The organism is Pseudomonas sp. PS01300 (assembly GCF_029960155.1).
Classification (GTDB): domain Bacteria; phylum Pseudomonadota; class Gammaproteobacteria; order Pseudomonadales; family Pseudomonadaceae; genus Aquipseudomonas; species Aquipseudomonas palmensis.
This window is the reverse complement of sequence record NZ_JASCPN010000001.1, coordinates 210859-224512: the sequence shown is the minus strand read 5'-3', so window position 1 is coordinate 224512 and position 13654 is coordinate 210859. Positions and strand designations below refer to the sequence as shown.

The 13654-nt window shown below is 66.2% G+C and carries 12 protein-coding genes; 2 read left to right on the top strand and 10 right to left on the bottom strand.

Annotation, left to right across the window (positions count from 1 at the left end):
• Positions 1–13: 13 nt before the first annotated feature.
• The 3 genes from QMX96_RS01100 to QMX96_RS01090 all read right to left on the bottom strand — a co-directional run bounded on the left by QMX96_RS01100 (position 14) and on the right by QMX96_RS01090 (position 4746).
• Positions 14–826 (bottom strand): putative RNA methyltransferase, encoded by an 813-nt coding sequence (locus QMX96_RS01100; RefSeq protein ID WP_054915009.1) that lies wholly within the window; start codon positions 824–826, stop codon positions 14–16.
• Positions 826–1977, bottom strand: a complete 1152-nt coding sequence (gene dapE / locus QMX96_RS01095) for a succinyl-diaminopimelate desuccinylase (RefSeq protein ID WP_043863240.1) — start codon at positions 1975–1977, stop codon at positions 826–828. The genes QMX96_RS01100 and dapE overlap by 1 nt, the downstream gene beginning before the upstream one ends.
• A gap of 174 nt (positions 1978–2151) precedes the next feature.
• Positions 2152–4746 carry a glycosyltransferase gene (locus QMX96_RS01090; protein WP_282360620.1) on the bottom strand — a complete coding sequence of 865 codons (2595 nt, stop codon included), beginning with the start codon at positions 4744–4746 and terminating at the stop codon, positions 2152–2154.
• A 289-nt stretch (positions 4747–5035) separates the two neighbouring features.
• Between QMX96_RS01090 and tcdA the strand changes: the two genes are divergently transcribed.
• Positions 5036–5860, top strand: a complete 825-nt coding sequence (gene tcdA, locus QMX96_RS01085; protein ID WP_058541484.1) for a tRNA cyclic N6-threonylcarbamoyladenosine(37) synthase TcdA — start codon at positions 5036–5038, stop codon at positions 5858–5860.
• Here tcdA and QMX96_RS01080 read toward each other — a convergent pair.
• The 5 genes from QMX96_RS01080 to pncA all read right to left on the bottom strand — a co-directional run bounded on the left by QMX96_RS01080 (position 5839) and on the right by pncA (position 9685).
• Positions 5839–6249 (bottom strand): SufE family protein, encoded by a 411-nt coding sequence (locus QMX96_RS01080; protein ID WP_100633075.1) that lies wholly within the window; start codon positions 6247–6249, stop codon positions 5839–5841. The two genes, tcdA and QMX96_RS01080, sit on opposite strands and share 22 nt — an antisense overlap.
• Positions 6246–7451 carry a cysteine desulfurase gene (locus QMX96_RS01075; RefSeq protein ID WP_282360617.1) on the bottom strand — a complete coding sequence of 402 codons (1206 nt, stop codon included), beginning with the start codon at positions 7449–7451 and terminating at the stop codon, positions 6246–6248. The genes QMX96_RS01080 and QMX96_RS01075 overlap by 4 nt, the downstream gene beginning before the upstream one ends.
• Positions 7452–7505: 54 nt before the next feature.
• A complete protein-coding gene (gene dapD, locus QMX96_RS01070; RefSeq protein WP_043863245.1) occupies positions 7506–8540 on the bottom strand; it encodes a 2,3,4,5-tetrahydropyridine-2,6-dicarboxylate N-succinyltransferase in 1035 nt (344 codons plus the stop codon).
• Between the two features lie 39 nt (positions 8541–8579).
• The gene (locus QMX96_RS01065; protein ID WP_043863246.1) at positions 8580–8927 is read right to left on the bottom strand and encodes an ArsC family reductase; all 348 of its coding nucleotides are present in this window, start codon (positions 8925–8927) and stop codon (positions 8580–8582) included.
• 68 nt (positions 8928–8995) lie between these two features.
• The gene (gene pncA, locus QMX96_RS01060; RefSeq protein ID WP_116053055.1) at positions 8996–9685 is read right to left on the bottom strand and encodes a bifunctional nicotinamidase/pyrazinamidase; all 690 of its coding nucleotides are present in this window, start codon (positions 9683–9685) and stop codon (positions 8996–8998) included.
• 158 nt (positions 9686–9843) lie between these two features.
• Between pncA and QMX96_RS01055 the strand changes: the two genes are divergently transcribed.
• The gene (locus QMX96_RS01055) at positions 9844–11490 is read left to right on the top strand and encodes a Na+/H+ antiporter (protein ID WP_043863248.1); all 1647 of its coding nucleotides are present in this window, start codon (positions 9844–9846) and stop codon (positions 11488–11490) included.
• A gap of 109 nt (positions 11491–11599) precedes the next feature.
• On the opposite strand, the gene QMX96_RS01050 is transcribed toward QMX96_RS01055, so the two are convergent.
• Together QMX96_RS01050 and dapC are read right to left on the bottom strand one after the other, a co-directional pair.
• Positions 11600–12343, bottom strand: coding sequence for a M12 family metallopeptidase (locus tag QMX96_RS01050; protein WP_282360612.1), 744 nt, complete (start codon positions 12341–12343; stop codon positions 11600–11602).
• Positions 12344–12437: 94 nt separating this feature from the next.
• Positions 12438–13631, bottom strand: coding sequence for a succinyldiaminopimelate transaminase (gene dapC / locus QMX96_RS01045; RefSeq protein WP_054915003.1), 1194 nt, complete (start codon positions 13629–13631; stop codon positions 12438–12440).
• Positions 13632–13654: the final 23 nt, after the last annotated feature.

The window sequence follows — 13654 nt, the reverse complement described above, 5'->3', positions numbered from 1 at the left end:
CTCCGGGTGCGGCTCAGTCTTGGCGCACAAAGTAATCGTAACGCATCGATACCGTCACCTCTAAGGGCTCGGGGTGATCGATGACGGCCGCGCGTCTTTCTGCGCTGGCGCGCCAGCCATGGGGGGTCATGGCCAGCAGGTTGGCGCGGTCGGCCGGGGCCGCCAGGCTCAGGCGAAACTCCAGCACTTCGCCGTGGGCGTGGTGCATGCCCTCGGGCACCAGTGCCAGGTGCTTGTCGTCGGCATAGTCGCGCACTTCATCGTACAGCCGTTCGCGCAGTTCCATCAGGTGACCGCGGGTGGGGCCGACCCGCATCAGGCCGCCGCCGGGGCTGAGCAGGCGCCTGGCTTCCTGCCAGTCCAGCGGGCTGAACACGCTGGCCAGGAACTGGCAGCTGGCATCGGCCAGTGGCACCCGGGCCATGCTCGCCACCAGCCAGGTGAGTGCCGGGTTGCGCCGGCACGCACGCTTGACCGCCTCGCGGGAGATGTCCAGGGCATAGCCGTCGGCCTGGGGCAGGGCGTCGGCCAGTTGCGCGGTGTAGTAGCCTTCGCCGCAACCGATGTCCAGCCAGCGCGCGGGGGCGCGCTCGGCCGCAAGCTCGGCCAGGCGCCGTGCCACCGGGGCGTAGTGCCCGGCATTGAGGAAGTCGCGACGTGCCTCGACCATGGCCTGGTTGTCGCCAGGGTCACGGCTGTTCTTGTGCTGCACCGGCAACAGGTTCAGGTAGCCCTGGCGCGCCCGGTCGAAGCGGTGCCCGGCAGGGCAGCCGACACCGTTGTCCAGGGCGCCGAGCGCGGCGCTGCAGATGGGGCAGATGAGCATCAGACGAGCAACCGGGTCAGGGTCTGGTAGTAGATCTCGGTCAGCACGTCCAGGTCGCTGGCCAGGACCCGCTCGTTGACCTGGTGAATGGTGGCGTTGACCGGGCCCAGTTCGACCACCTGGGTACCCAGGGTGGCGATGAAGCGCCCGTCGGAGGTGCCGCCGCTGGTGGAGGCCTGGGTGTCGCGGCCGGTCACGGCCTTGATGCTGGCCGACACCGCGTCGAGCAGGTCGCCCGGTTCGGTGAGGAACGGCAGGCCCGACAGCGCCCAGTCCACCTGCCAGTCCAGGCCGTGCTTGTCGAGGATCGCCGCCACGCGGGCCTGCAGCCCTTCGACGGTCGACTCGGTGGAGAAGCGGAAGTTGAACAGTGCGGTCAGCTCGCCTGGCACCACGTTGGTGGCGCCGGTCCCCGAGTTGAGGTTGGAGATCTGGAAGCTGGTGGGGGGAAAGAAATCGTTGCCCTCGTCCCAGTGCTCGGCGGCCAGTTCGGCCAAGGCCGGGGCGGCCAGGTGGATCGGGTTCTTCGCCAGGTGCGGGTAGGCCACGTGGCCCTGCACGCCACGCACGGTGAGCCTGGCGCCAAGCGAGCCGCGACGGCCGTTCTTGACCACGTCACCGACCAGGGTGGTGCTCGACGGCTCGCCGACGATGCACCAGTCCAGGCGTTCGTTGCGCGCCGCCAGGCGTTCGACCACGGCCTTGGTGCCGTGATGGGCCGGGCCTTCCTCGTCGCTGGTGATCAGGTAGGCGACCTTGCCCTTGTGGTTCGGGTAGTCGGCGACGAAGCGCTCGGTGGCCACGATCATGGCGGCCAGGCTGCCCTTCATGTCGGCCGCGCCGCGCCCGCAGAGCATGCCGTCGGCGTCGATCAGGGCGTCGAACGGGTCGTTGGCCCAGGCCTGCACCGGGCCGGTGGGCACCACGTCGGTGTGGCCGGCAAAGCACAGTACCGGGCCGTCGTCGCTGCCGTGGGTGGCCCAGAAATTGTCGACGTCTTCGATGCGCATCGGTTCGAGCATGAAGCCGGCATCGCCCAGGCGCTGCATCATCTGTTTCTGGCAGTCGAAGTCCAGCGGGGTCACCGAGGGACGACGGATCAGGTCGCAGGCCAGTTCAAGGGTAGGCGAGAGGTCGGCTGGGGCCGTCATGAAGGACTCCGGGGTGCAAGGCTGGGGCAAAAAGAAGGGGCGTTATCTTATAGCAAAAGTGCGGGGAAGGGACTGTGGATCTGTGCTGTCTGTGCGGGCCTATCGCGGGTCAAGCCCGCTCCCACAAGGTACTGCGCAATCCCTGTGGGAGCGGGCTTGACCCGCGATGGCGGTTTATCGGGCGGCAGGTGCGGGCTGCGTGGCATCCGCAGGCTTGGGCAGCGACGACAGCATGGCCATGATCAGCGCCGCCAGGTACGGCAGCGATTGCACCAGCAGCATGGTCACCCAGAAGCGCATGTCGTTGCTCGGCAGGCCCTGCACCAAGTAGATGCCCAGCGCCGCGCCCCACAGCAGCAGCATGATGAACAGCTCCTCGCGGGCCTCTGCCAGTGCCACCAGCAGCCCGTGGCTGTCGGCGTTCTTCGGCGTGCGGAAGAACGGAATGCTGCTGGTGAAGAACCCGTACAGCACCGCCTTGGCAATGGTGTGCGACAACGCCAGCCCTGCCAGCGCCGCCGAGAATGCGTCCTTGAGGTTGACCCCTACCGCGCGGCGGTACAGGAACACGATCTTGCCCACCTTGAACACGAACAGCGCCAGCGGCGGGATCGCGAAGATCAGCAGCGGCGGGTCGACCCGCTGCGGCACGATGATCATGGCCGCCGACCACAGCAGCGCACCCACGGTGAAGAAGATGTTCATGCCGTCGGCGATCCACGGCAGCCAGCCGGCCAGGAAGTGGTAGCGCTGGCCGCGGGTCAGCTGGGTGTCCTTGCCGCGCAGCAGGCTGGAGGTGTGGCGCTTGATGATCTGGATCGCGCCGTAGGCCCAGCGAAAGCGCTGCTTCTTGAAGTCGATGAAGGTGTCGGGCATCAGGCCCTTGCCGTAGCTCTCGTGGGAATACGCCGCCGAGTAACCCTTCTCGAACACGCGCAGGCCCAGTTCGGCATCTTCGCAGATGCACCAGTCGGCCCAGCCGAGCTCTTCGAGCACCGAGCGCCGGGTCATGGTCATGGTGCCGTGCTGGATGATTGCGTCACGGTCGTTGCGGGTGACCATGCCGATATGGAAGAAGCCCTTGTACTCGGCGTAGCAGAGCTTCTTGAAGGTGCTTTCGTTCTGGTCGCGGTAGTCCTGCGGCGATTGCACCACGGCGATCTTGGGGTCGGCAAAGTGCGGCACCATGTGCTTGAGCCAGTTGCGGTCGACACAATAGTCCGAGTCGATCACCGCGATCACTTCGGCGTCCTTGGCGGTGTGCGGGATCAGGTAGTTCAGCGCACCACCTTTGAAACCTGCCAGCGGTGCCACATGGAAGAACTTGAAGCGCTCGCCCAGCAGCTCGCAATGGGCCTTGAGCGGTTCCCACACGGCCGGGTCCTTGGTGTTGTTGTCGATGATCAGCACTTCGAAGTCCGGGTAGTCCAGCGCCGCGAGGGCATCGAGGGTCTGCTTGACCATCTCCGGGGGCTCGTTGTAGCACGGCACATGCACCGACACCTTGGGCCGATAGGCGCTGTCGGCCTCCACCGGCAGGAACAGCCGGCGGCGCTTGTGCGTCCATACCGCCTCGGCCAGTTCATGGGCCTCGGTCAGCAGCACGATGAACACCCCCAGCGCGCCGAGCGCCAGCAGGAAACCCACGGTGAGGCTGAACCAGGTGCTGTACTGCTGGCTGTAGTCATAGCCGATCCATACCAGCACCGAGCCGCACAGGAACGCGATGAAGGTCAGGAAGGTGCGCCCGCGCTGGCGCAGCGCCGAGCCGTCGATCAGCAACAGGGTCAGCGACAGCATCGCCAGCACCACCGAGCCCACGGCCAGCACGCGCCACTGCGGAATGGCCACCACCGGGCCCTCGAAGTTGAATTTCTGCTGGCGCGCGGCATTGAACACGCCCCAGTAGGCGCCCACCGAACCTTCGTCACTGGCTTTCCAGGGCTGGTCGTAGGCTTCGATCACGAAGTAGTTGTAGCCCTGGCGGTTGAGCAGGTTGACCAGGCTGCGCAGGTAGATGGCCTGATCCGCCTGGGTGGCGTCGGCACCGCCGCGCATGCGGCCATTGCTGGGCCAGCCGACCTCGGACAGCAGCAGCGGCTTGCGCGGGAACAGTTGCTTGAGCTCGCGGGCGCGGTCGAGCACGAACTGCTCGGCCTGGCTCACCGGGATGAATTCCCAGTAGGGCAGGATGTGCGCGGCGATCAGGTCGGCGTGCCCGGCAAGCTCGGGGTTTTCCTTCCAGATGTGCCACTGTTCGCTGGTGGTGACCGGCACCTTCACTGCGGCGCGCACGCGGTCCATGTAGTCCATCAGGGCCTGGGGGGTGACCTCTTCGCGAAACAGCGCCTCGTTGCCGACCATCACCCGCACCACGCTGCGCGAGGTGTTGGCCAACTGGATGGCGGTCTCGATTTCGCGCTCGTTGCGTTCCAGGTCGGGGCTGATCCACACACCCAGGGTCACGCGCAGGCCGAACTCTTCGGCCAGACGCGGGATCAGCGCCTGGGTGCCTTCCACCGTATAGATGCGGATGCTGTCGGTCAGCTTGCTCAGTTGCTCGAGGTCTTCGCGCAGCTCGGCTTCGGTCGGGTACTGGCCCTTTTGCGGGCTTTCGCCCAGGCGAAAAGGCGAATACGAGAAGCCGGAGATCTGCTCCGGCCAGTCGGGGGCGGACACCGGGCGGTTGATCAGTGCCCAGAACCCGGTGAATAGCGCGGCAATCGCCATGACGACCACCAGGTTGATACCAAATTTACGCGATGACATAGATATTTCGGGTTCCGAAAAGTGGAACGGGCAAGCGCCGGCGGGCACGGATCCTACGCACCAGGCAGGTAGCGTGGTATAGGAAACGGGTGCATGTAGCGCTTGGATTTTCCTCAGATGCTGAAGTTCTGAAGCCCGTACAATTGCCGTCCAAAGCAGGGTTTGCACCGGTCATTAAAGCAGGGTTGGCGCCAGGTTTACCAATTCATGGCAATCAGTGCGTCGGTTGCGGGCTGTCATCCTGCGTTGTGGGGCCTATAATGCGCGCCGGTTTTTTCAGGGTTGGGCCATGAGTACAGAAGATCCACGCTTTGCCGGTGTTGCCCGGTTGTATGGCCAGCAGGGCTTGCAACGCCTGCGCGAGGCGCATGTGGCGATCGTCGGCATCGGCGGTGTCGGCTCGTGGGCGGCCGAGGCCATGGCCCGCAGCGGCGTTGGCGAAATTTCGCTGTTCGACCTGGATGACGTGTGCGTGAGCAACACCAATCGCCAGTTGCATGCGCTGCAGGGCAACGTGGGCAAGCCCAAGGTCGAGGTGATGGCCGAGCGCCTGCGCGCAATCAACCCGGACTGCAAGGTGCACGCGGTGGTGGACTTCGTCACCCGCGACAACCTGGCCCAGACCATCACCGACCATATCGACTGCGTGATCGACTGCATCGACAGCGTGATGGCCAAGGCTGCGCTGATTGCCTGGTGCAAGCGGCGCAAGATCCAGGTGATCTGCACCGGCGGTGCGGGCGGGCAGCTCGACCCCACGCAGATCCAGGTGGCCGATCTCAACCGCACGGTCAACGACCCGCTGGCCTCCAAGGTGCGTTCGACGCTGCGCCGCGACCACGGGTTTTCGCGCAACGTGAGCCGCAACTACGGGGTGCCGTGCGTGTTCTCCACCGAGCAGTTGCGCTATCCGCTGCCCGATGGCGGTATCTGCCTGCAGAAGAGCTTCGTCGGGGACGGGGTCAAGCTCGACTGCTCGGGCGGTTTCGGCGCGGTGATGATGGTGACGGCGACCTTCGGCATGGTGGCTGCCAGCAAGGCCGTGGAGAAACTGGTGGGTGGCAAGCGCCGCCCGGCCGATCGCGTAGCGGCTCAGGCGCCGGCGGCGAGCTGAGCCATGCGCTGCAGCACGGCGTTCAGGCCGTTGCTGCGGGACGGCGAGAGCTGTCGGCCAAGGCCCAGGGCGGTGAACCAGGCGGGCAGGTCCAGCTGCTGCAGCTGGCTGCCGGTCAAGCCGTCGGCCCGCACCAGCAGCAGCGCCAGCAGGCCGCGCAGCAGCCGCGCATCGCTGGCGGCCTTGAAGTGCCAGCGACCTTCGACCTGCTCGGCCACCAGCCACACCTGACTTTCGCAACCGTGCACGCGGTTGGCCTCGCACTGCTGCGTCGCGTCCAGGGGGGCCAGGCGCTCGCCCCATTGCATCAGCAGGCGGGCGCGCTGCTCCCAGCCGGCAGCCTGTTCGAATACATCCAGCGCCTCGCGGGCGGCGTCGGGCAGGCTCATCGCAGCAGCTCCAGGGCCTGGTCCAGGGCGCTGAAGAAGCGCTCCAGGTCGTGGGAATCGTTGTACAGCGCCAGCGACACGCGGATCGCGCCGTCCAGGCCCAGGCTGTTGACCAGCGGCATGGCGCAGTGATGACCGGCGCGCACGGCGATGCCCTGTTCGGTCAGCAGGTGCGCAAGGTCGGCATTGTGCACGCCCTCGACCACGAAGCTGGCCAGGGCCAGTTGCGGCGCGCCCAGTATCCGCACCCCTTCACGATCGTTGAGGCCGCGCAGCAGATGGCGGTGCAGGGCGGCTTCATGTTCGACCACGCTGGTGGCGTCGAGGCTGGCCAGGTAATCCAGGCTGGCACCCAGCCCGATCACGCTGGCGATCGGCGGCGTGCCGGCCTCGAAACCCAGCGGGGCGGGGCGAAAGCTCGACTGCTGGTAGCCGGCCAGTTGCACCATCTCGCCGCCGAACTGCCAGTGACGCAGCAGGCCCAACGCCTCGCGGCGCCCATAGAGCACGCCAAGGCCGTCCGGGCCATACAGCTTGTGACTGGAAAACACATAGAAGTCGCAGCCCAGTTGCTGTACATCGTGACGCCCGTGCACAACGCCCTGGGCGCCATCGACCACGCTGAGGGCGCCCTGGGCGCGGGCGTGGTCGAGCAACGGTTGCAGCGGCTGCCAGGTGCCGAGCACATTCGACAACTGGCTCACCGCCAGCACGCGGGTACGCGGGCCGATCAGTTGCAGGGCCGCCTCCAGGTCGATATGCCCGTCGGCGTCGAGCGGCAGGATCACCAGCCTGAGGCCGCGGCGCTGGGCCAACTGCTGCCAGGGCAGCAGGTTGGCGTGGTGCTCCAGGGCGCTGACGGCGATCTCGTCGCCCGCCTCCAGGCGCCATTCCAGGCCATAGGCCAGCAGGTTGAGCGCCGAGGTGGCGCCATGGGTGAACACAATCTGCTGCGCATCGGCGGCATTGAGCCAGGCGGCGACTTTTTCGCGGCTGGCCTCGAAGGCCTGGGTGGCGAGTGCGCCGGGCAGGTGCTGGGCCCTGTGCACGTTGGCCGCACCCTGGGTGTAGTAGTGGCTCAGGGCGTCGAGCAGGTGCTGGGGTTTCTGCGTGGTGGCAGCGCTGTCCAGGTAGGTCTGGTGCTGGCGTTGCAGGGCGGCGATGGCAGGGAAGTCTGCGCGCCAGGGAGAGGGCTGGAACATGATGTGTAGGGCCTGATATCGGGTCTGGCAGAGGGCCAGACCCGATCGTACCACTTAGTTGTGGGCGTGCAGCGCTTCGTTCAGCTCGATGGCCGACTTGTGGGTCTTGCACTCGACCGCGCCGTTTAGCGAATTGCGGCGGAACAGCAGGTCGGTCTGGCCAGCCAGGTCGCGGGCCTTGACCACCTTGACCAGCTCGTTGTTCTCGTCGAGCAGGTTCACCTTGGTGCCGGCGGTGATGTACAGGCCGGCTTCGACGGTGTTGCGGTCGCCCAGCGGGATGCCGATACCGGCGTTGGCGCCGATCAGGCAGCCTTCGCCGACCTTGATGACGATGTTGCCGCCGCCCGACAGGGTGCCCATGGTGGAGCAGCCGCCGCCCAGGTCCGAACCCTTGCCGACGAACACGCCCGCCGAAACGCGGCCTTCGATCATGCCCGGGCCTTCGGTGCCGGCGTTAAAGTTGACGAAGCCTTCGTGCATGATGGTGGTGCCTTCGCCGATATAGGCACCCAGGCGCACGCGGGCGCTGTCGGCGATACGCACGCCGCTCGGCACCACGTAGTCGGTCATTTTCGGGAACTTGTCGACCGAGAACACTTCCAGCAGCTCGCCCTTGAGGCGGGCTTCGAGTTGCTGCTCGGCCAGTTCGGCCAGGTCGATGGCGCCCTGGCTGGTCCAGGCCACGTTCGGCAGCAGCGGGAAGATGCCGGCCAGGCTCAGGCCGTGGGGCTTGACCAGGCGGTGCGACAGCAGGTGCAGCTTGAGGTAGGCCTCAGGGGTGGAGCTCAGGGTGGCGTCTTCGGCCAGCAGCGTGGCCACCAGCGGCTTGTTGCTTTCGGCCAGGCGGGTCAGCAGTGCAGCCTGGGCGGCGTCGACGCCCTTGACGGCTTCAGCCAGTTGCGCGGCCTGGGCGTTGCTGAACGCGATGGCCTGGTTGCCGCCTTCATAGCCCAGGATCGGGGCGACGGCTGCGACCAGCTCGGCGCTCGGGGCGAGCAGTGGCTGTGCGTAGAAGACTTCCAGCCAGGCGCCTTGACGGTTTTGAGTGCCGACGCCGAAGGCCAGGCTGAACAGTGAAGTGGACATGCGGTTACCTCTTGCGAAATTGAGTGAAGGCGTCGCGGTTCAGCGCAGGGCTGCCGCGTACAGGTCCGGTTTGAAACCGACCAGGGTCTTGCCGCCCAGGTCGAGCACCGGGCGCTTGATCATCGAGGGTTGTGCCAGCATCAGCTCGACGGCCTTGGCCTGGTCGAGGTCGGCCTTCTGCGCGTCATCGAGCTTGCGGAAGGTGGTGCCTGCGCGGTTGAGTACCACCTGCCAGCCGTGCTCGTCGCACCAGCGGTTCAGGTGGTCCCGGTCTATACCCTGGGTCTTGTAGTCGTGAAAGTCGTACTGGATGTGGTGTTCTTCAAGCCAGGTACGGGCTTTCTTCATCGTGTCACAGGCTTTGATGCCGAAGAGAATATAAGCCATTGAACGTTAAGGGCGCGCGGGCGTTCCCGCAGCCGCCCCGAAACTCCTCGAAGAATGGGTGGGCTGGATTATGCGACAACATCGGGCAGGGCGCCACGGCTGGCGCCGCCCAGTTGCCGCGCCTGAATGAACTGCACCCCGGCAGCCTGCATCTGTGCCATCGCCGCCGCGCAGGAGCCTGCGGTATCGATGGCGCGGCAGGCGTCCAGCACCACATAGGTGGCGAACCCTTCGCGGCGTGCGTGCAGTGCCGTCCAGGCCACGCAGAAGTCCAGGGCCAGGCCGCACAGGAACAGCGTGTCGATGCCGCGCTCGCGCAGGTTGCCGGCCAGGCCGGTGGGGGTGGTCTGGTCGGCTTCGGTGAACGCCGAGTAGCTGTCGACCTGGCGGTTGCCGCCCTTGCGCACGATCAGCTGTGCGTGGGCAATGTTCAGGTCCGGGTGAAACTGTGCGCCGGGGCTCCCTTGAATGCAGTGGTCGGGCCAGAGTGTCTGCGGCCCGTATGACAGTTCGATGACCTCGAACGGATTCTTGCCCGGGTGGCTCGAGGCGAACGAGGCGTGCCCGGCCGGGTGCCAGTCCTGGGCCAGCACCACGCGCTCGAACTGGCGGCCGAGCTGGTTGACCAGCGGCACGATCTCGTCGCCACCGGGCACCGCCAGGGCGCCGCCGGGGATGAAATCGTTTTGCACATCGATGACCAGCAGCGCACGGTTGGGGCTATCGTGGGTCAATAGGGTCGACGCGGGGGTGATCATGCGAGGCTCCTCTTTTGTAGCATTGTGTTACAGATTGCCGGCGGGTCTGCGACTTAGGTGGAGCGGTTGTGTTCATGCAGATCCCGGTAACATGTTGTTTCAATGGCATAACCCTGGCCGTTGAGCGTATTTGAAACTGAACAGGAAAAACACGCCGTATGCAGTCAGCCTATACCGTTCTCATCCTGCTGATGCTGGTCAGTGTCTCGAAACTGGTGGGGCGATTGATCCCGCTGCCACTGCCGCTGGTGCAGATTGGTGCCGGTGCGCTGCTGGCCTGGCCGACCCTGGGCCTGCACGTGGCCCTGGACCCTGAGCTGTTTCTGTTCCTATTCTTGCCCCCGTTGCTGTTCTCCGATGGCTGGCGCATGCCCAAGCGCGAGTTCTGGCGCCTGCGCGGGCCGATCCTGACCCTGGCGGTGGGGCTGGTGCTGTTCACGGTGGTGGGGGCCGGCTATTTCATCCACTGGATCCTGCCGAGCATACCGCTGCCGGTGGCCTTTGCCCTGGCCGCTGTGCTGTCGCCCACCGACGCGGTGGCGGTGTCGGCAATCAGCCAGGATCGCCTGCCCACCCCGTTGATGCACATGCTGCAGGGTGAGGCGCTGATGAACGATGCCTCGGGCCTGGTGACGTTCAAGTTTGCGCTGGTGGCGGCGATCACCGGGGTGTTTTCGCTGGCCGAGGCCAGTGTGACCTTTGTGCTGGTGGCCGTGGGTGGCCTGGCCATCGGCGTGGCGCTGAGCTGGTTGGTGGGGCGCCTGCGGGTGTGGATGATCGCGCGCGGCTGGGACGACCCGGCCACCCACGTGGTATTCATGCTGTTGCTGCCGTTCGCCGCCTATGTGCTGGCCGAGCGCCTGGGCGCCTCGGGCATTCTCTCGGCGGTGGCGGCGGGCATGATGCAGAGCTGGCTTGACCTGCTGCCGCGCCAGACCAGCACGCGCCTGCTCAACCGCAGTGTGTGGTCGCTGCTGGAGTTCGCCTTCAACGGCCTGATCTTCCTGCTGCTGGGCCTGCAACTGCCCGATATCGCCAAGGCGGTGACCAGCCATGAGGCATCGCTGTGGCCAACCCTGCTGTACCGCTGCCTGGATGTGGTGGCGATCTTCCTGGTGTTGCTGGCGCTGCGGTTCATCTGGGTGCAGAGCATCTGGCGCCTGATCGGGGTGATCCGGCGCTGGCGCGGCAAGGAAGACCTGGTGCTGGTGCCCAACGCGCGTTCGTGCTGGCTGCTGACCGTGGGCGGCGTGCGCGGGGCGGTGACCCTGGCGGGCGTGATGTCGGTGCCGCTGCTGATCGGCGCGGGCAAGGCGTTCCCCGAACGCGACCTGCTGATCTTCATTGCCGCAGGGGTGATTCTGCTGTCGCTGGTATCGGCCTGCATTGCCTTGCCGTTGCTGCTGCGCGGGGTGGAGAAGAGCCCCGACGATACCCTGCGCCAGGAGGCGCGCGAGGCCTGGCGGCGCACCGCCGAGGCGGCGATCCATGCGTTGGAGGCCGAGGAACTGGTGGAGCCCGGCGCGCCCCAGGATGCCTCCCAGGCCGCACTGGCCGCCGAGTTGAAGGCGCGCCTGATGGCCGAGTACCGGCAGCAACTGGACGTGTTCAACGACAGTGCCGAGGCCCAGGCGCTGGCCGCGCAGATGGATCAGCTGGAGCGACGCCTGCGCCTGCGGGCGCTGCGGGCGCAGCGCCTGGAGCTGTACAGCCTGCACCGCCAGCACCAGATCGGTGATGACGTGGTACGCCAGGTGCTGGGTGAGCTGGACATGAGCGAGGCCAACCTGGGGCCGGTCAAGTGAAGTGCTCGGGGTCGCATGGCGGCCCCGCGCTGAGGGTCAGTCGCGCGGACAGGTCAGGCGCATGCTGGCGCCCAGGTCTCGCCCGCTGCCGGGCTGGGCGGGGTGTACTTCACCGGTGTACCGGGGTGAAGGGGTAGGCCTTGCCCGCCAGCGCCTTGTCGCCGTCACTGAGCTGCGCCGAGCCGGTGAAGGCCACATTGTTCAGGGTGAAGGTGGCCGGAATAGGGTAGTGCATGACCGAACCCGGGTCGTAGGCGTTGTGCAATGCCTGCGTGCGCTCGATCCTGTTCAGGAAGTTTTCAGCAATCTCTTCCATGGGCATGCCGACCTTTTCGGCGTATTCCAGCAGCTTGGCCAGGTTCCACTGGATGTCCGCATCCGGGTGCTGATGTTCATGGTCCAGGCCCAGCGCGTGCCCGAACTCATGCAGCACGCTGCGCTGGAACTGCTCATCGCCAGGCCAGTCGCTGAGGGTCATGGTGCTGTCTTCGCGGAGCAAGGCGTCGGTACCGACCAGTGAATGGTTGATCCCCGTGCCGCTTGGCTTCATCTCGATCCTGATCTGTGCTTCGGCCCAGTCGGCGGTGCGCTGGAACTTGAGGTTGGCGTACGCCAGCCATTGGCAGGCAACCTCGAAGATGCTCTGTTGCGTCTGTTCCGGTACGTCGGCCGCGAAGGCGATGAGCAGGGTGCGGCCCGGCGCCCACAGGCGGCTGTGGTAGGCAACGCCGCGTTTCTGACGACCCGAGCGCGAGGGCTGCGGGGCGTTGAGCGGGTTTTCTTTCAGGGCTGTTTCGTAGGATTGCTGCTGATCGGCCACCTGGGTGACCTTGCACAAGGTTGGTATGTCCATGCTGGAGCTCCTGTTGAGTGGAGCTCCATGATTGGCGGGCCGACCGGGCCTTGGGCGTTACTTATCTATCGGTCGGCCGACCAGGCGTACCGGCTCAGCCTTCGACGAATGCGCGGATGCGCTGGGCCGCCTCGACACATTCGGCAAGCGGGGCCACCAGCGCCAGGCGCACGCGCCCGGCCCCCGGATTGAAGCCCTCCACCTCGCGAGACAGGTACGAGCCCGGCACCACGGTCACGTGCTGCTGTTCGAACAGGTCGCGGCAGAACTGCGCGTCATCGCCGGGGACCTTCGGCCACAGGTAGAAACCGCCGTCGGGCTTTTGTACATCCATTACCGGGGCCAGCACCTGCAGCACGGCGTCGAACTTCTCGCGATACAGGTCGCGGTTCTCCAATACATGCGCCTCGTCGTTCCAGGCGGCGATGCTCGCCAGCTGGGTCTGTACCGGCATCGCGCAACCGTGATAGGTGCGGTAGAGCAAAAAGGCCTTGAGAATCTCGGCATCGCCGGCCACGAAGCCCGAACGCAGGCCTGGCAGGTTGGAGCGCTTGGACAGGCTGTGGAACACCACGCAGCGCTTGAAGTCGCTGCGGCCAAGTTCCACGCAGGCGCTGAGCAGGCCGGGTGGCGGGGCCTGCTCGTCGAAGTACAGCTCGCTGTAGCACTCGTCGGCGGCGATCACGAAGTCGTGCTCGTCGGCCAGTGCGATGAGTTTTTTCAGGGTGTCCAGCGGCACCAGTGCGCCAGTCGGGTTGCCTGGCGAGCACAGGAACAGGATCTGGCAACGCTGCCAGATCTCGGCTGGCACCGCGTCGAAGTCCGGGTTGAAGCCGTTGCTGTCCAGGCACGGCAGGTAGTGCGGCTGGGCGCCGGCGAGCAACGCGGCACCTTCGTAGATCTGGTAGAACGGGTTGGGGCTGACGATCAGCGCGTCCTCACCACGGCTGACCACCGCCTGGGTGAAGGCGAACAGCGCCTCGCGGGTGCCGTTGACGGGCAGCACGTGCTGTGCGGCATTCAGCCAGCCGGCCGGTACACCGAAGCGGCGCTCGCACCAGTGCACGATGCTTTCGCGTAGCGCGGGCAGGCCCAGGGTGGTGGGGTACACCGCCATCTTGTCGAGGTTGTCGGCCAGCGCCTTGGCCACGAATGCCGGCGAGGCGTGCTTGGGCTCGCCGATCGACAGGGCGATGGCGCGCTTGTCTGCGGCCGGCGTCACGCCATCGAGCAGGGCACGCAGTTTCTCGAACGGGTAGGGCTGAAGCTGGTTCAAAGCGTTGTTCATTGGCGCTGGGTCTCGTCAATCGG